The following is a 17,902-nucleotide window of genomic DNA, read 5'->3' as shown; positions in this document are numbered from 1 at the left end:
GAGGAGCCCGAGCCCCCGCACCCCACGAAACCGGCCCCACAGAGGAGAGGACCCCACCGATGACCACCGTCACCGTCCCCGGCGGCGACGCCCTCGGCGACGAGGACGCCCTGCAGCGCCCGCCCGCCGAGGTCCGGTACGCCGAGGAGCTGGCCGCGCTGCGCGCCGAGGACACCGACCCGCGCCCGCCCGGCTGGCGGCTCAGTCTGCGGGCGGCCCGCCGGTTCATCGTCGGCGACGAGCAGCAGGGCGTCGCCCGCAAGTTCGTCGGCGACACCGCGCTGGTCGAACGGGCCCTGGTCACCCTGGCGACCAACCGCGGCCTGATGCTGGTCGGCGAGCCCGGCACCGCCAAGTCCCTGCTCTCCGAACTGATCTCGGCGGCCGTCAGCGGCACCTCCACGCTGACCGTCCAGGGCGGCGCGTCCACCACCGAGGACCAGATCAAGTACTCGTGGAACTACGCGCTGCTGGTCTCCGAGGGCCCCTCGCCGCGTTCGCTGGTCCCCGCGCCGATGCTCAAGGGCATGGCGCAGGGGCAGATCGTCCGCTTCGAGGAGATCACCCGCTGCCCCCTGGAGGTGCAGGACTCGCTGCTCTCCCTGCTCTCCGAGCGGGTGCTGGCGATCCCCGAACTGGACGGGCCGGACGGCATGGTGTTCGCCCGGCGCGGCTTCAACGTGATCGCCACCGCCAACACCCGCGACCGGGGCGTCAACGAGATGAGCGCCGCGCTCAAGCGCCGGTTCAACTTCGAGACGGTGTTCCCGATCGCCGACCTCGACACCGAGCTGGCGCTGGTCGAGGCCGAGGCGGCCACCCTGCTGCGCCGCTCCGGCGTCGAGGCGCCGCCCGACCGGGACGTGCTGGAGGTGCTCGTCACCACCTTCCGCGAGCTGCGCACCGGCACCACCCGGGAGGGCGCCGGCACCGACCGGCTCTCGGCGGTGATGAGCACCGCCGAGGCGGTGTCGGTGGCCCACGCGGTCGGCGTCCGGGGCTGGTTCCTGCGCCGCGAGCCCGGCGACGCGGCCGACCTGGTCTCCTGCCTGGCCGGCACGGCGGCCAAGGACAACCCGGACGACCTGGCCCGGCTGCGCCGCTACCTGGAACAGCGGGTCGCGCACCGCGGCGGCCCGCAGTGGCAGGCCCTGCACGCCGCCCGGCACCTGCTGGGGGGCTGATGACCGTTCCGCTGCCCACGGCGCGTACCCCGCGCGGGGCCGGTTCCCCACGCGAGGCCGGTTCCCCGTACGAGGGGCGGCCGCTGCCCGGGAACGTCCGCTTCCTGGGGGTGCGCCACCACTCCCCCGCCTGCGCGCGGCTGGTCGCGGAGACCATCGAGCGGACGCGGCCCGCGTTCGTGCTGGTGGAGGGGCCGGTGGACATGAACGACCGGCTGGAGGAGCTGCTGCTCGGCCACCGGCTGCCGGTCGCCGTGTTCAGCCACTACCGGGACGAGGAGCGCGCGGCCACGTCCTGGACGCCGCTGTGCGACTACTCGCCCGAGTGGGTGGCGCTGACGGCCGGGCGGGCCGCGGGCGCGCAGGTGCGGTTCATCGACCTGCCCGCCTGGCACCCGGCGTTCGCGGAGCGGGCGAACCGCTACGCCGACGCGGAGGCCCGCTACGCCGAGGTCACCGCGCGGCTCTGCGCGCGCTTCGCGGTGGACTCGGTGGACGCGTTGTGGGACCGGCTCTTCGAGGGGCCCGCGGCCGAGGGACCGATCGCCGCCGGAGAGGGCCCGACGGTCGCCGAGGACGGACCGACGACCGGCGACCCCACGACCGGCAGCGGCCCCGCGACCGGCGGCGGCCCCGCGACCGAGGGCCCGGCGCCGCTGGCGGAGCGCCTCGACGCGTACTTCGAGCTGCTGCGGGGCGACGCCGAGGCGGACCCGGGTGACCGGGCGCGCGAGCGGTACATGGCCGACTGGGTGCGGGCGACCGTCGCCGAGGCGGCGGGGCGGGGCGTGCTGGTGGTCACCGGCGGGTTCCACCGGCCGGCGTTGCGGGCGCTGCTGGCCGCCGACCTGGCGGACGGCCCGGCCGGTGCCGCGCACGGCGACGCGGACGGCGGCCCCGCCCTGCCCGCGGTCCCCGGGCTCCCCGCGGTTCCCGCCCCGCCGGAGGGTTCGGTCGGCGGGAGCTTCCTGGTCCCCTATTCCTTCCGGCAGCTGGACTCCTTCGCCGGCTACCAGTCCGGGATGCCCTCGCCCGGCTACCACCAGGAGGTCTGGGAGCACGGCGGTCCGGCCGCCGCCGAGGGCCTGTTCCGCGCCGTGGCCCGGCGTCTGCGGGAGCGGCGGCACCCGGTCTCCACGGCCGACCTGATCGCCGCACGGAGCATGGCGGAGGGCCTCGCCGCGCTGCGCGGCCACCCCCGGCCGTCCCGGCTCGACGTCCTGGACGGTCTCGCGGGCGCGCTGATCAGCGAGGACCTCGACCGGCCGCTGCCGTGGACCGGCCGGGGCACACTCGCACCCGGCAGCCATCCGGTGGTGGTCGAGCTGGTCGCCGTCTGCTCCGGGGAGCGCACCGGGCGGCTGCACCCCGACACCCCGATGCCACCGCTCGTCCTCGACGTCCGGGCGCAGCTCGCCGCCCACCGCCTGGACGCGCCCGCGGGACAGGCCGTCACCCTGCGGCTGACCGACCCGGACGACCTGACGCGCAGTCGGCTGCTGCACCGGCTCCGGGTGCTGGGGGTGCCCGGGTTCGAGCGCACCGCGGGCCCCGCGCACGGGACCGACCCCGTGTTCGCCGAACGCTGGGAGGCCGTGCCCGCAGCCGGCCGGGAGGCCGCGCTGATCGAGGCGGGCGGCTACGGCGCGACCCTGGAGGAGGCCGCGACCGTCGCCCTCGCCCTGCGCGCACGCGGCCTCCGCGGCGCCGCCGACCACGGGCCGGAGGCCGTCCGGACCCCGGGTCCGGCCCTCGGGGCGCCTGCGGTCAAGGACGCCGGCGCGCTCGCCGGGCTGCTGTTCGACGCGGTGGTCTGCGGCGCCGACGGGCTCTCCGAGCGACTGATCACGGCGCTCGCCGAGGGGGTGCGGGAGCTCCGCGAGCCCGGGCCGCTCGGTACGGTGCTCGCGACCGCGCTCGGCCTCTGGCGGCACGACCGGGTGTACGGGGCCGCCCGTGGTCCGCTGCTCGGCGCCGTCGTCGACCGCGCGGTCGAGCGCCTGCTCTGGCTGCTGGAGGGGCTGCACGGCTCCGGCGGCGCGGACCTGGAGCGGCTGGGCGCGCTCGCCGCCGTCCGCGACGCGCTGCGCCACGCGGAGCCGCTGCTGTCCGTGCCCCGCGGGGCGGCCCTGGAGGTCTGCCGACGGATCGCCGCGGACGAGCAGGCGCCGCCCGACCTGCGCGGCGGCGCCGTCGGGCTGCGCCGCGCGCTGGGCGAGCCCGTCGACCACGCCGCCGTGCGGGCCGCCGCACGGCCGGAGGTCCTCGGCGACTGGCTGGCCGGGCTGTTCGCCCTGGCGCGCGAGGAGGTGCTCGATCCGGCCGGGGCGCCGCCGGGCGGCGGTTCGTCCCTGATCGACCTGCTGGACGGGCTGGTCGGGGAGATGACCGACGCCGGGTTCCTGACCGCGCTCCCCGCGCTGCGCCAGGCCTTCGCCTTCTTCCCGCCCCGCGAGCGCGAGCGGATCGCCCGGCTGCTGATCGAGCGGCGCGGCCTGCGCGGCTCGGCCCGGGCCCTGCTGCGCACCACCACCGACCCGCTGCTCATCGCGCGGGCCAAGCACCTGGAGGACGACGTGGAGCGCCTGCTCTCCCGTTACGGCCTGGGAGGCGGCCGATGAGCACCGACGACCGCACGCCGGCGACCTCCCGGACCCCGGCGACCGACCGCACGGCTGGCCCGCCGCCGGCCGGCCGGACCCCGGCCGCGACGTCCGGCGGCACCGCGGGCCCCGACCAGGGGCTGGAGCGGTGGCGGCTGATCCTCGGCTCGCCCGCCGAGTCGTGCACCGGTCCGCTCGGCGCCGAGGCCTCGGCCCGCGACGCCGCGCTCGACTGGCTGTACGGCCGTGACCCCGAGCAGGCCCGCCGGGGTGTGCGGCGCGGCGCGACCAGCCGTGCCGGCAGCGACGGCGCGTCCGTGATCACCACGGTCGACTGGCTCGACGACGTCCACCGGCTGTTCCCGAAGGAGACCGTCGAGCGGCTGGAGCGGGACGCCGTCGAGCGGTACGAGATCCACGAGATCGTCACCGACCCGACCGTGCTGGAGCGGATCGAGCCGAACCAGACCCTGCTGCGCGCGGTGCTGCGCACCAAGCACCTGATGAACCCGGAGGTGCTGCGGCTGGCCCGGCGGATCGTGGAGGCCGTGGTCCGCCGGCTGCTGGAGCAGCTGAACCCGCAGGTCCGGCAGGCCTTCACCGGCACCCGCTCGCGCCGGCCGAGCCGGCTCCCGCTCGCCCGGGACTTCGACTTCCGCGGCACCGTCCGGGCCAACCTCCGCCACTACCGGCCGGCCGAGCGGCGGCTGCTGATCGAGCAGCCGCGGTTCCACTCGCGCACCCGCAGGCACCTGGACCAGTGGCAGTTGGTGCTGCTGGTGGACCAGTCCGGCTCGATGGTCGACTCGGTGATCCACTCGGCGGTCACCGCCGCCTGCCTCTGGGGCCTGCCGGGGCTGAAGACCCATCTGGTGGCCTTCGACACCGGCGTGGTGGACCTCACCGCCGACGTGACCGACCCGGTCGAGCTGCTGATGCGGGTCCAGCTCGGCGGCGGCACCGACATCGCGCGGGCGGTCGACTACGGGGCCGGGCTGATCGAGAACCCGCGCCGCACCGTATTCGCCGTCATCAGCGACTTCTACGAGGGCGGCGACCCGTACCGGCTGGTGCGCTCCGTACGGCGGCTGGTCGAGCAGGGCACCGTCGTCCTGGGGCTGGCCGCGCTGGACGAGGAGGCCAACCCCGCCTACGACCGGGCGCTCGGCCAGCGACTGGCCGACGTCGGGGCGCAGGTGGGCGCCATGACGCCCGGTCAGCTGGCCGACTTCGTCGCCGAGAGGCTGGGCCGATGAGCACCGTCCGCACCGATCTGCTGGCGCTGGACGCCGGCACCCTCGCCGCGCTCGCCAACCGGGGTCTGGTCAAGCGGGCGACCAAGGAGCTCGACGCCGGTGTCGTACCGGAGCTGTCCGTCGCGCCCGATTCCACCCTGACCGGCCGTTTCCCCGACGGCACCGCGACCTCGCTGCCGCCGGGCGGCTCCCTCGACACGGGCAGCTGCGCCTGCGGCGCCGCGGGCGTCTGCCGGCACCGGATCGGGCTGGTCCTGGCGTACCAGCGGCAGCGGAACGACGCTGCGGCGACCGGTACGGCACCGGCGGGCCCGGCACCGGCGGATGCGGCACCGGCGGCCCCCGGCACCGCGCCGGAGCCGTCCGCCGAGGTGCCCGCCCGGGCCTCCGCACCAGCAGCACCGGCACCGGCACCAGCACCAGCACCGGACTGGTCGCCAGGGGCCCTCGACGACCGGGCGCTCATCGCCGCGGTCGGGGCGCGGGCACTGGCCACGGCCCGGCGGATGGCGGAGCGGGGCTTCACCGCCCGCCTCCACCGCCCGTCCGCCGTCGCCGCCCCCTCCACCGGGCCGGCCGGATCCGCCGAGGGCGGCGTGCCGGCCGGGGGCACCGGGCCCGTGGGCGCGACCACCGACGACCGTGCCGTCCGGGCCGAGCTGCCGACCTGCACCGTTCGCTTCCCGGTGCCCGGCGAGCTGGGGTACGCGATCACCGAGGCCGCGGCGGACCGGCGGGGCGAGATGGTGGCGCTGGCGGTACTGGCGTTCCGGGCCGCCGACGAACGGGGCCTGCGCGGGCCGTACGTGCAGCTGGACGTCGGCGGCCCGCACCGGGACGGCCGGGACCGGCGCGGTGAGCAGGAGCTGGCAGCAGCGGTCGGGCTCGCCGACGAGCTGCTGCGCGAGGGTGTGACGCACGCCGGGCCGGTGTTCACCGGTGCGCTGCGGCGCGGGCGCGACGGGCTGGCGGCGGCCGCGCTGCACTGGCCGGCCGGGGCGATGGCCGAGGTCGTCGAGCAGCTGGACGACCACGCCGCCCGGGGCGCGGCGTACCGGGCGGAGCGGCTGGCCCTGCTGCTGGGTGAGCTGTACGCCCGGGACCGGGCGGCCGGTTCGGGCGACACGGCCGTGCGCGGTGAGGTGCTGGGTTTCCGCGAGGCGGGTGAGACGCCGCTGAGGCGGGTCAGGCTGACCTCGCTGGGCTGCCGGGTGCGCGGATCCGGCGAGCGCCGGACGGCGGAGGTCTACCTGGCGCACGCCGACGCCGGGGTGGTGCTGACCCTGCGCCGCGAGTGGGAGGTGGCGCAGGACGCCCCGACGGGCACGACCGGGTCCGCACTGGCGGGCCGACGGCTGCTCGGCAGCACGCTGCGGTCGCTGGCCGCGGCGAACCTGGTCAGTGAGAACGCCTCGCGCACGGCCGGCCGGACGGTGCTCATCGGGCGCGGCCGGGTGGCCGGGACCAGCGTCACGCCGGTGGGCGCCTCCTGGGCGGACCTCCCGGAGCCGCTGCTGGTCCGGGACTTCGCCGCGCACGCGGCCCGGCTGGACGCCCTTCCGCCCCGGCTGATCCGCCCCCGGGTGACCGCCGAGGCGGTGCACGTGGTGGAGATCGCCGGGGTCGAGCAGGTCGGCTACCACCCGGGCGAGCAGCGGCTGCACGCCACGGTCCGGGACGCGGCGGGCGTCACGGCGACCGTCTCGGCGGCGTACGACCCGGTCTGCCCGGGCGCCCTGGACGCGCTGGCCGGTGCGCTCGGGGCGGGCGGGTCACCGGGGACGGGCGGGGCCGACGGGGTCAGCCACCTCAGCGCGGTGGTGCGCCGATCCGGCGGCGGGCTGGTGCTGGAGCCGATCGCGGTGCTCACCGGCACGGGTGTGCTGGTGCCGGACCTCGCCCCGGGCGAGGGCACCTCCGTCCTGGCGGGCGCCGCCACCCCGGCACCGGACCCGATCGGCGGAGCACTGGACGACGCCCTTGCCGCGCTGGCCGACGCCGCCCACCGGGGCCTGCGCCACCTGGACCGCCCGGCCCTCACCCGCCTCGACGACGCCGCCACCGGCCTGGAACGCGTCGGTCTCTCCGCCACGGGAGCCCTGCTGCGCTCCTTCCTGGCCGCCCATCGGACGGGCGGCGCGGCCGGCTCCACCACCGCCTGGGCCGACGCCCAGATCCGGCTCACCGTCAGCGCCGAGCTCCACCGCCGGGGAGGTGGTGCCCTCCCCTCCTGAGCAGCGCCACCCGTAGGACAGAACGTCGACGTCCTACCGGGGGCACCGGGCCGCTCATGACTTCAGGGTGCGGACCTGCTTGTTCAGCAGCGGGAACAGGCAGGCCGCGATGTAGGCGATGCCGCAGACGGTACAGACCTCCTTGGCCCCGTACTCGCGGGCGAGCGGGCCGACCGCGATCTGCGAGAGCGGGATGGCCAGGTAGGAGAGCAGGTCGTCGTAGGCGGCGACGCGGGACAGGTTCTCCTGGGGGACGGCCGCCTGGAGGGTGCTCTCCCAGGTGATCGCGGCCACCGAGAAGCCGAGTCCGCCGACGAAGGCGGCGACGGCCACCACCCAGGCGTCGCCGGACAGGCCGAGGGCGAGCAGCGGCAGGGCGGCCAGGGTGCCCCAGAGCCTGCCGTCGCGCAGCGGGCGACGGAGCACGATCTTGACCGCGACGATGCTCATGACCAGCAGTCCGGCGGCCCGGACGGCCTGGACGGCGCCCCAGCCGAGGGCACCGTCCTCGTCCGAGACGACGTCCGGCCCGAGGACGTTCCAGGGGCCGACGTTGAACGCGTTGATCATGGCGAACGAGAGGGCCATGACGACGACCCAGTGCAGGGAGCGGAACACGGTCCAGCCGTCCACGAGGTCCCGCCACAGCGGCTGGCCCGCGGCCGGCGGGCGGCTCGTGCCGGGGATCCGGGTGAAGGCCAGCGCGGCGAGTCCGAAGGAGATCGCGTCGACGGCGAGGGCCCAACCGCCGCCGACGGTGGTGACCAGGATGCTCGCGATGACCGGTCCCAGAATGCGTACGGTGTTCTGGGTGCTGGCGAGCAGCGCGTTGGCCCGCTGGAGGTCGTGGCGTTCGACGAGTTCGGGCACGATGCCACGGAGGGCCGGATTGCTGAAGGCCCCCACGGCTCCGTTCAGAAACGCGAGTGAGGCGATGACGGGCAGGCTGTAGTTGTCCGTGATCAGGGTTATCGCCATGGTCGCCATCAGGGTGCCCGAGACGAGGTTGGCGGATATCAGCAGCACCCGCCGGCTCATCCGGTCGGCCACCGCACCGCCCACCAGCAGGAGTACCAGCGTCGGCACGATGTCCGCCGCCAGCACGATACCCAGGTCGCCCGTCCGGCCCGAGACCTGGAGAACCGCGAGGGCGAGGGCGACGGTCGTCATGGACGAGCCGGCCAGGTCCACCGTTCTGCCGGCGAAGAACCACCCGAAGCGACCGGTCAGCAGGAGCCGTACGGGAGTCGGGGTGGGAGCCTCGGTGTCAGTCACGCGTCAAGTATCGGGTACGACCCGGGAGTGACGGTAGGGGCGGGACGGAACCCTCCGCTTACTGACGCATCGTCAATCCGCCACGCACCAGTGCATGATGGAGAACGGCACGGACCTTCCGCCACTCCGGATCGCGGTCCCGCCCCGCCACAGCTCCCACACTCCCCACTCCCGCCACACCCCTCACCCCGCCCCCCGACCGGCCACACCCGACCGGCCGCACCCAGAGGCCGCACCCGGAGGGCCGCACCCCGAGGGCCACCGACCGGCCCACAGGACGCTCCGCGCGCCCGCCACACCGCCCCCACCTCGGACGTGACCATGTCAAGCCCTTTTAAACACCCATTTCCCGATCTTGCCTGACGCATTCTTCGATCATGCCGAATTAACCGTGGATTCGCTTTCCGATACCCCGGTCGGCACCCGGTCCAACATCCGGGCCATAGCGGCCCTCTTCACACCGCGCCCCCGCGAATCGGACAGTCGGGGGGAATCCGCCACCGATCACCCGTGGAACGCACGGCCGCCGAACGCCACCTGGAACCTTCCGCACCGAACGTCTCACCAACCGTCTGTAGACAGCCGCCGGGACCTGGCTTACCGTGAATCACGGATCCGCAACCGAAGGGAGGCGCGATATGTCGTACAACCACTGATTCCAGAAGGTGGGGGGCGGGCATCGCGCTCGCCCTCCAATTCTGGCCTCCCATCACCTATCATTCAGCGACGGCGGGGGTTGTGCATGGACTCCGATTTCAGGTACGAGCCGCTCGGTCCCGAATTGATCCACGATCCCTATCCGACCTATTCGCGCATGCTCACCGAACTGCCCGTCCACTGGCACGAGAGAATGCGCTCCTGGGTCGTGGTCCGGCACGCCGACTGCGTCCGGGTGCTGCGCGAGCACCAGACCTTCGCCCGGGACCCGCGCCGCATCGGCGAGGAGGTCCCGGAGTTCCGGCAGAACGTCCAGATGATGGATCCCCCGGAACAGGCCCCGCTGCGCCGGATGCTCGTGGGCGCCATGCGCTCGCAGGCCAAGGAGGCGCAGCTGGCCTCGGCGACCGCGTTCATGCGCACCCTGCTGGACCGGCAGAAGCCGGGCGAGCCCTTCGACTGGATGGCCGCCGTCTCGGCGCCGTTCGCACTCCATCTTTCCTCGGTGCTGATGGGCGTCCCGCTGCCGGACGGCGCGGACTACGCGGACATCTCCCACGGCATCGCCCTGCGGATGGACGCCGGGCTGGCGCCGGAGAACATTCCGGCCGGCGACGCGGCGCGGCAGCGGCTGAACGAGTTGGGCGAGAGCTGGTTCCCGCGGCCCGAGGGCGACGAGGGCCTGGTGGCGCGGCTCGTGGAGCGGGCGGACGCCGAATTCTCCGCCGGGCATCTGATCCGGAACTCGGCCGCCATGATGTACAACGCGGCCTACGGCACCCTCTTCGCCATGGCCGGCAACGCCGCGCTGCTGCTGGCCGACCGGCCGGAACTCCTGGCGGACCTCGCGGACCCGAAACTGCTGGCCGCCACCGGCGTGGACGAGCTGGTCCGATTCGACGGGCCGGCCCAGGGCACCAGCCGGGTGGCCGCCGAGGACACCACGCTGGCCGGGGTCGACATTCGCCGGGGTGATTCCGTCGTCACGCTTCTCGCGGCCGCGAATCGCGATCCCGAGGTTTTCGAGGAACCCGACACCATTCGGCTCGATCGTCAGCCGAATCCGCATCTGGGATTCGGTTCCGGACCGCACGCGTGTTTCGGTTCGGAATTCGGAAAACTCGGCCTCACCGCGATGATCGGGGTACTCGCCGAGGACGGCAGGAAACTCCGGCCGGCGGCTCCGCCGACGCGCCGCGTCACCGCGACCGTGCGTTCCCTGGACATTCTTCCGATCTACGTCGACTGACCGTACACCCCTCACCCGCGCCCCTGGGACGTGCCCGCCGGCGCGGACCGCCCGGCCCGCCCGGCGCGATCGCAAGGCCGCACGCCGTTCCGTCGACCCCGGAGTCGACGGTCCTCGTTCCGGCGACCCCCTTCCGCCGACGGGACCGCGAATTCCGGCCCCGGGTCCCGGGATTCGCCGTCCGCGATTCCCGGGACCCGATGACGGCGCGCGGTCGTCCTCCGTGGGCGGGCCGTAGGCCGTCCGCGGGCACCAGGTCCGACTTCCCGTCCGACGCGAAGGAATCCCCCACGTGCATGCCGTGCTGCTAGGTGCCGAGCAGGAGGCCATCGAGGAACTGGCCCGGCTCGGGCACGACCTGACGGTGCTCTACGTCGACCACGACCGGACCGTCATGCGGATCTGCGCCGACCTGATCAAGCACCGCGCCCATCTGCCCTCCTTCGACCGGCCCGAGGCGGCCTGGGGCGCGCTGATCCACCTCGGGGTGGTCGACGAGGTCGACGTGATCATCCCCGGCCATGAATTCGCTGTCACCACGGCCGCGTTGCTCAACCGTACGCTGGGCCTGCGGGTGCCGATGGAGCCCGAGGTCGCGCTGGCCGGCCGGGACAAGGCCCTGCAGAAGAGCCTCTGGCGCAGGCACGGCGTCCCGACGGCCCGGTTCACGGTGTTCCCGGAGCGGCCCGAGTCGGCGGAGGAGCTGGCGCACGGCCTCGGGGACCTCACCCCGCCGTATGTGGTCAAGCCGGTCGCCGACGGGGGCACCCACCTGGTCTTCGCCTGCGACTCGGCCGGGCAGCTGATGGAACGGCTCCGGGAGAACCCGGAGTTGGAGCACTTCATGGTGGAGGAGCGGCAGTCCGGCGACGAGTGGCACTTCGACGGCACGATCGCGGACGGTCGCATCGAGCACTTCATGGTGTCCCGCTACCTCGCCCCGCTGATCGAGACCAAGTCCGGCAGCACGCTCCGCTCGGTCGGCCTGCCGGTCCGGGACTATCCCGAACTGTACGCTGAGGCAAGGGAGTTCGCCGAGTCGGCGCGGGCCGCGCTGGGCGGCCGGTGGGGCGTGTTCCACTTCGAGGTGTTCGGGGCGCCGGGCCGGTTCGTCGCCGGCGAGCTCGCCTGGCGGCCGCCGGGGGTGCTGGCGAGCCTGTGCGCCCGGCAGAGCGTGGGCGTCAGCCTCTGGGCGGCGCACGCGCTGCTCTACGCGGGCGAACCGGTGACCGCCGAACCGCCCTCGCCCTCGGTGCACGGCTTCGTCTGCCTGCCGGTCCGGCCGGGGTTCCGCAACGGCGTGACCCAGCAGGACATCGAGGCCCTGCCCGGGGTCCGGCACGTCCGGATGAAGGTGCTGCCCGGGCAGCCCATGCGCGGGATGAACACCAGCACCACCGCGGTCGCCTGGGCCCTGATCGAGGGCGAGGACCTCGACCGCACCACCCGCCTGATCGACGACTCGGTCCGGCTCGTGGAGGAACTGCACCTGCGCAAGAGCGTCGACTGACCCCGCCCCCTCGACCCGGCCCGACCGGTCTCCGGCACCGGAGGACCCACCCCGCTCGCGAAAGGACAGGAGGCACCCGTGAGCATCCATCTCAATCTGTTCCTGCTCCTGCCCGGGCACCACGACTCCGCCTGGCTCCACCCCGACTGCGAGTCGGCCCGGGTGACCGACGTCGACTACTCGATCGAACTCGCCCGCACCGCCGAACGCGGCCTGCTCGACTCGGTGTTCATCGCCGACGCGCTCTGGCACAAGCCGCGGAGCAACTACTGCGCCGGGCTGGAGCCGTTGACCCTGCTGGGGAGCCTGGCCACCGCCACCCGCCGCATCGGCCTGATCAGCACGGCGTCCACCTCCTACTACCAACCCTTCCACCTCGCCCGCCAGTTCGCCTCGCTGGACCACATCTCGCGCGGCCGGGTCGGCTGGAACATCGTCGTCTCCAACAGTCCCAACGAGGCCCGCAACTTCGGTCTGCCGGACATGCTCCCGCACGACGAGCGGTACGAACGGGCCGACGAGTTCCTGGAGGTGGCGAAGCGGCTCTGGGAGTCCTGGGACGAGGACGCCGTGGTCCGGGACCGCGCGAGCGGCCACTACACCGACCCCGACCGCATCCACCTGGTGCGGCACCGGGGCAAGCACTTCAGCGTCCGCGGGCCGCTGAACATCCAGCGTTCCCCGCAGGTGCGGCCGCTGCTGGTCCAGGCCGGTGCCTCGGAGGCGGGCCGGTCCTTCGCGGCCCGGCACGCCGACGCGGTCTTCACCGTCCAGGAGAAGGTGGCGAAGGCCGCCGAGTTCCGGACGGAGATGCGGCGTCGGGCCGCGGCGCACGGCCGTACGGTCAAGATCCTCCCCGGCCTGATCCCGATCGTCGGGTCGACCACGGCCGAGGCCGAGGAGAAGAAGCGGCAGCTCATGCGGATGCAGGCGGTCGACTACGCGCTGGAACACGTCTCGATGATGCTGGGGGTCGACCTGACCGGCTGCGACGTCGACGCGCCGTTCCCACTGGACCTCCTGCCCTCCCCCGACACCGTCAGGGGCAACCGGACGACCTTCGAGCTGATCGGCCGCATCGCGGGCCGGCCGGGGGTCACCCTCCGGGACGTGCTCGCCCAGCAGGGCTTCGGCCGCGGGCACCTGGTCGCGGCCGGCACGCCGGAGGCGGTGGCCGACGTGATCGAGGAGTGGGTGTCGCGGGGGGCTGCCGACGGCTTCAACATCATGCCGGCCGTCTTCCCGGTGGGGCTGACCGACTTCGTCGACGAGGTCGTCCCGCTGCTGCAGGGCCGGGGGCTCTTCCGCAAGCAGTACGACGCCGTCGAGACGCTGCGCGACCGGTACCGCTGATGTCCCACGACACCGCGCGGGAGCCCGTACGCACGCCCCGGGAGGCCGACCCGGCGGCCGACGCCGAGGTGGTCGCGCGCCTGCGCGAACACCTCGCCCGCCGGCTGCCGCCCGAGGCGGTACCGGCCCGCTTCGTCCTCGTCGACGAGCTGCCGGTCCTGCCCAACGGCAAGCTCGACCGGGCCTCGCTCACCGACGACGTCCCCGCCGTCCCCGCCCCGCGGCCCGCGACGACCGAGGAAGCGCCCGACGACGCCACGCTGCTCGCCGGGCTGTTCGCCGCGGAGCTGGCCCGCGAGCACATCGGCGCCGACGAGGATCTCTCCCTGCTCGGGCTCAACTCCGTCCTGCTGGCCAAGGTCTCCGCGGCCTGGACCGCCCGCACCGGCCGGCCCCTGGACGGCGCGGGCCGCACCGGTCGGCCGACCGTCCGCAGCATCCTCGCCGGAGCCGGAGCCGGAGCCGGAGCCCGTGCCACGGCCACCCGTGCCACCGCCACCCGTGCGACAGCCGCTCCCCCGCCCTCCCCGGACGGGACGGCGGACCTCGACGTACGGGACCACCGTTTCGAGGTCCCGCTCGACCACGACGACCCGGACGGGCCCACCATCGAGGTCTTCGCCCGGACCGTCCGGCGCGGCGCCTCGCCCGGCCCGGACCTCCCCCATCTGCTGTTCCTCCAGGGCGGCCCGGGCGGCCGCTGCCCCGACCCGCGCGAGCGGATGCCGGTCTGGCTGGACGTCGCGCTGGACCACTACCGGGTGGTGCTGCTCGACCAGCGCGGCGGCGGGCGCAGCTCGCCGGTGGACGCCGGGACGATCGCCGGCCTCTCCCCCGTCGAGGCCGCCGCCCGGATCCGCCGGTTCCGGGCGGACGCCGTGGTCCGGGACGCCGAGCACCTGCGCGAGCGGATCCTCGGTGTACCGAACTGGACGCTGCTCGGCGAGAGTTACGGCGGCTCGATCGCCCTGGCCTACCTGTCCGCCGCCCCGGAGCACCTGGACCGGGTGCTGATCTCCAGCGGGCTGTACGGCCCGTTCGGCGACGCGAGGAGCGTGCTGACCGAGACGCTGGCGGTGAGCCGGCGCAAGAACGCCGAGTACTACGAGCGGTATCCCGAGGACATCGCGGCCGTCGAGCGGATCGTCACGCACCTGCGGGCCCACGAGGTGCGGCTGCCCACCGGGGACCGGCTGACCCCCGAGCGATTCGCGCTGCTGGGGCTGAAGTTCGGCTTCGAGAGCGGTATGGCGGAGCTCCACGAGCTGCTCGGTACGGCCTGGGACGGCACGGAACCGGCGGCGGGGTTCCTCGGCCGGGTGGCCGCGGCGACCGTGTTCTCCACCTCGGCGCTGTTCCACCTCCAGGAGTACACCTACGGCACGCCCGGCCGTGCCACCGGCTGGACGGCGCGGCAACTGTACGCGCAGGCACCGGACTTCGGGCCAGACGCGAGCCCGTTCCTGTTCTACGGCGAGGTGTTCTTCCCCTGGATGTTCGAACAGATCGCGATGCTCCGGCCGTTCGCGGCGGCGGCCGAGGAACTCGCCCGCCACACCGGGTGGAACGAGCTGTACGACCGCGAGCGGCTGCGGCACAACACCGTGCCCGTGCACGCCGTGGCGGTGGTCGACGACCTGTACGTCCCGCTGGGTGAACAGCTGCGCACCGCACGGGAGATCGGGTCCTGCTGGCTCACGATCTCGCCGGCCCGGGACCACGCCGCCCTGCTGAACGACCGGGCGGCGTTCGCCGGGCTGCTCGCCCTCGCCGCGGCCCACGACGGACCGGCCATCGCCGACCCGGCCCGCCACGACGATGGAGGGCAGCCGTGACCCGCTCGATCTTCCGGCAGCTGCGCGCCGCGGCGCTGCGCTCGCCCTCCCGGCCGGCCCTGACGGCCGCCGGTGCCACCCTCACCGCAGCCGAGCTGTCGCTGCGGGCCGAGGCCGTGGGCCGCCACCTGGTGGCGCGCGGCATCGGGCCCGGCGACCGGGTCGGGGTGCTGGTGGAGCGCGGGGTGGAGCTGGTGGTGGCCCTGTTCGGGGTGTCCGCGGCGGGCGCGGCGTACGTACCGCTCGACCCCGGGTACCCGGCCGGGCGGCTGCGGACCGTCGTCGAGGACGCGGGCCTCTCCGCCCTCCTGACGGACGCCGCGGGCCCGCCGGCCGGCGCACCGGACTACGACGGCCCCCGGATCGGCCTACCACTCACCCCCGCCGACCTCGCCGGCGTCGCCCTCACCGGCGCCGTCCTCGGCCCCGCCGACGACCCCGCCCCCGGCGACACCCGGCTGCCCGTGCCGCGTCCGGAGGACCCCGCGTACGTCATCTACACCTCCGGCTCCACCGGCCGACCGAAGGGCGTCGTGGTCACCCAGGCGAACGTGGCCGCGTTCCTCGACGCGCTCGACACGGCGTACGGGGTGCCCGAGGGCGGTGACCGGTTCCTGGCCGTCACGAGCGTGTCCTTCGACATCGCGCTGATGGAGCTGGTCTGGCCGGTGACCCGGGGCGGGCTGAGCGCGGTGGCCCCGGCGGGCCTGGTGCACCGGCTGGGCGCCGGTGACGAGTACGGCCTGCCGGCGCTGGTGGCCCGCCACCGGCCGACCCTGCTGCAGGCCACGCCCTCCCTGCTGTCGGCGGTCGCCGCCCACCCGGAGGCGCTGCGCTCGTTGCGGACCCTGCGGGCGCTGGCGGTCGGGGGCGAGAGCTTCCCGCCCGGGCTCGCCCGCCGACTGGCGGGGGCCCTGCCCGGCGTGCGGATCGTGAACATGTACGGGCCGACCGAGGCGACCGTCTGGTGCTCCGCGCACGAGCTGACCGCCGAGGACCTCCGGCGCCCGACGATCCCGATCGGGCGGGCGCTGGGCCACGCCCGGCTGCGGATCGTCGACGAGGCGGGCCGCGAGGTCCCGCCCGGCGTGGCCGGCGAGCTCCGGGTCGGCGGACCCTGCGTCGCCGAGGGCTACCTCCACCGGCCCGAGCTCACCCGGGAGCGTTTCCCCACCTCCGACGGGCCCGGCCGGCCGCGCTGGTACCGCACCGGTGACCGCGCCCTGCAACGCCCGGACGGCGTGGTCGAGTTCATCGGCCGCCTGGACCGCCAGGTGAAGGTCTCCGGGGTTCGGATCGAGCTCGACGAGATCGAGGCGGCGCTGTCCACCTCGCCCGACGTCCGGGCCGCCGCCGTGGTCCCCCGCCAGGGGCCGGACGGCCGTCCCACGCTCGTCGCCTACGTCGAGCGCCCTTCACCGTCCACCCATTGACGGCCCATCAGTTCCATCAGCTCCATCGGATCCAGAGAGACGACCGGAAGAGAGGAACACCGGACCATGGCAGACCAGGACTTCTCGCTCAGCCCCCAGGAGATCGAACAGTTCCACCAGAACGGCTTCATCGGACCGTTCGACCTGTACGAGCCCGAGGAGATGGCGTCGAACCTCAAGGCGCTGCGCCCGAAGCTCATCAACACCAAGAAGTCCGTCTACAGCCAGGACAGGGCGGCCTCCGGCATCACCAACCTGGCCAACTACGACCGCCACCTGGACGTCGACTTCCTGGCCGACCACATCACCCGCCCCGAGATCGTCGACCGGGTGGCGAGCCTGCTCGGCCCGGACGTGCTCTGCTGGCGCAGCGAGTTCTTCCCGAAGTACCCGGGCGACGAGGGCACCGACTGGCACCAGGCGGACAACTTCTCCAACGTCGCGGGCTCCAAGCACCCGCAGATCGTCTGGCCGGAGGACGCCGAGTTCGGCGGCACCATCACCGTGTGGACGGCGTTCACCGAGGCCTCGGTGGCCAACGGCTGCCTGCAGTTCATCCCCGGCTCGCACCGGACCATGAACTACGACGAGTCCAAGAGCATGGTGTACGACGCCGACAGCATCAACGCGTTGGAGAAGAACGGCGTCAAGCGCGGCTTCTTCGGCTACGACTACCGGCAGTTGCAGAAGGACCCGGACTGGAGCCCGGACGAGTCCCGGGCGGAGTCCCAGGTGATGCGGCAGGGCCAGTTCATCGTGTTCTGGTCCACGCTGATGCACGCCTCGCACCCGCACAGCGGGCTCACCCAGGACATGCGGCTCGGCTTCGCGGCCCGCTACCTGCCGACCTCGGTGAAGGTCTACCCGTACTCGGACGCGCTGGAGGAGTTCGGCGGCTCGGCCAGCCTGGAGCGGTTCGGCAACGTGCTGGTCGCCGGCCGGGACGGCTTCGGGCACAACCGTTTCGTGGACCGGACGGTCAACGGCCACCCCTTCCGTTCGCGCTAGGAGGATCAGGGAGATGACGGAGATGACGGACGACACCCGCCGGGAGTCGGCGGAGCTGTGGGTGCTCGACGCCTGCCGGGACATCGGGCTGCGGGTCGGCGACGCCGGCAGCGACTTCTTCGAGTCGGGGGGCAACTCGCTCGCCGCGATGAAGCTGATCGCCCGGGCCGATCAGCAGTACGGTGAGGACGCGCTGCCGCCGGACGACCTGTTCGCCAGGAGTACCGTGCGGGAGATCGCCGAGAGCATCGTCCGCAACAGCGCGGCCGGTTAGGCCGTGTCTCATAATTCGCGTCGGATCAGCG

Annotated in this window: 12 protein-coding genes; 11 read left to right on the top strand and 1 reads right to left on the bottom strand. The window is 74.2% G+C overall.

Annotated elements, in window-relative coordinates; all coding sequences use genetic code 11:
• The first annotated feature begins 59 nt into the window (after positions 1-59).
• The 4 genes from ACWEQL_RS04585 to ACWEQL_RS04570 are packed head-to-tail and all read left to right on the top strand — an operon-like array spanning position 60 to position 7,277.
• Positions 60-1,184: an AAA family ATPase gene (locus tag ACWEQL_RS04585; protein ID WP_452148678.1), complete on the top strand. Its 1,125-nt coding sequence runs from the start codon at positions 60-62 to the stop codon at positions 1,182-1,184.
• A complete protein-coding gene (locus ACWEQL_RS04580; RefSeq protein WP_452148677.1) occupies positions 1,184-3,805 on the top strand; it encodes a DUF5682 family protein in 2,622 nt (873 codons plus the stop codon). Before ACWEQL_RS04585 ends, ACWEQL_RS04580 begins: the two co-directional genes overlap by 1 nt.
• Positions 3,802-5,043 carry a VWA domain-containing protein gene (locus tag ACWEQL_RS04575; protein WP_452148676.1) on the top strand — a complete coding sequence of 414 codons (1,242 nt, stop codon included), beginning with the start codon at positions 3,802-3,804 and terminating at the stop codon, positions 5,041-5,043. Before ACWEQL_RS04580 ends, ACWEQL_RS04575 begins: the two co-directional genes overlap by 4 nt.
• On the top strand, positions 5,040-7,277 hold the full coding sequence (locus ACWEQL_RS04570; protein WP_452148675.1) for a hypothetical protein: 2,238 nt from the start codon (positions 5,040-5,042) through the stop codon (positions 7,275-7,277). The genes ACWEQL_RS04575 and ACWEQL_RS04570 overlap by 4 nt, the downstream gene beginning before the upstream one ends.
• 54 nt (positions 7,278-7,331) lie before the next feature.
• Here the strand turns inward: ACWEQL_RS04570 and ACWEQL_RS04565 are convergent, their stop codons facing one another.
• Positions 7,332-8,552 carry an MFS transporter gene (locus tag ACWEQL_RS04565; protein WP_452148674.1) on the bottom strand — a complete coding sequence of 407 codons (1,221 nt, stop codon included), beginning with the start codon at positions 8,550-8,552 and terminating at the stop codon, positions 7,332-7,334.
• Positions 8,553-9,294: 742 nt separating this feature from the next.
• Between ACWEQL_RS04565 and ACWEQL_RS04560 the strand changes: the two genes are divergently transcribed.
• From ACWEQL_RS04560 to ACWEQL_RS04530, 7 genes are all read left to right on the top strand, one after another.
• Positions 9,295-10,458 carry a cytochrome P450 gene (locus tag ACWEQL_RS04560; protein ID WP_452148673.1) on the top strand — a complete coding sequence of 388 codons (1,164 nt, stop codon included), beginning with the start codon at positions 9,295-9,297 and terminating at the stop codon, positions 10,456-10,458.
• Between the two features lie 292 nt (positions 10,459-10,750).
• Positions 10,751-11,968, top strand: coding sequence for an ATP-grasp domain-containing protein (locus ACWEQL_RS04555; protein ID WP_452148672.1), 1,218 nt, complete (start codon positions 10,751-10,753; stop codon positions 11,966-11,968).
• Between the two features lie 78 nt (positions 11,969-12,046).
• Complete coding sequence (locus ACWEQL_RS04550; protein WP_452148671.1) at positions 12,047-13,321, top strand: LLM class flavin-dependent oxidoreductase; 1,275 nt, start codon at positions 12,047-12,049, stop codon at positions 13,319-13,321.
• A complete protein-coding gene (locus tag ACWEQL_RS04545; protein ID WP_452148670.1) occupies positions 13,321-15,156 on the top strand; it encodes an alpha/beta fold hydrolase in 1,836 nt (611 codons plus the stop codon). The genes ACWEQL_RS04550 and ACWEQL_RS04545 overlap by 1 nt, the downstream gene beginning before the upstream one ends.
• On the top strand, positions 15,153-16,589 hold the full coding sequence (locus ACWEQL_RS04540) for an amino acid adenylation domain-containing protein (RefSeq protein WP_452148669.1): 1,437 nt from the start codon (positions 15,153-15,155) through the stop codon (positions 16,587-16,589). Before ACWEQL_RS04545 ends, ACWEQL_RS04540 begins: the two co-directional genes overlap by 4 nt.
• A 66-nt stretch (positions 16,590-16,655) precedes the next feature.
• Positions 16,656-17,597 carry a chlorinating enzyme gene (locus ACWEQL_RS04535; protein WP_452148668.1) on the top strand — a complete coding sequence of 314 codons (942 nt, stop codon included), beginning with the start codon at positions 16,656-16,658 and terminating at the stop codon, positions 17,595-17,597.
• Between the two features lie 13 nt (positions 17,598-17,610).
• The gene (locus tag ACWEQL_RS04530) at positions 17,611-17,871 is read left to right on the top strand and encodes a phosphopantetheine-binding protein (RefSeq protein ID WP_452148667.1); all 261 of its coding nucleotides are present in this window, start codon (positions 17,611-17,613) and stop codon (positions 17,869-17,871) included.
• The last annotated feature ends 31 nt before the right edge of the window (positions 17,872-17,902 follow it).

This window comes from Kitasatospora sp. NPDC004240 (assembly GCF_053603215.1).
This window is presented reverse-complemented; position numbering and strand designations above follow the sequence as displayed.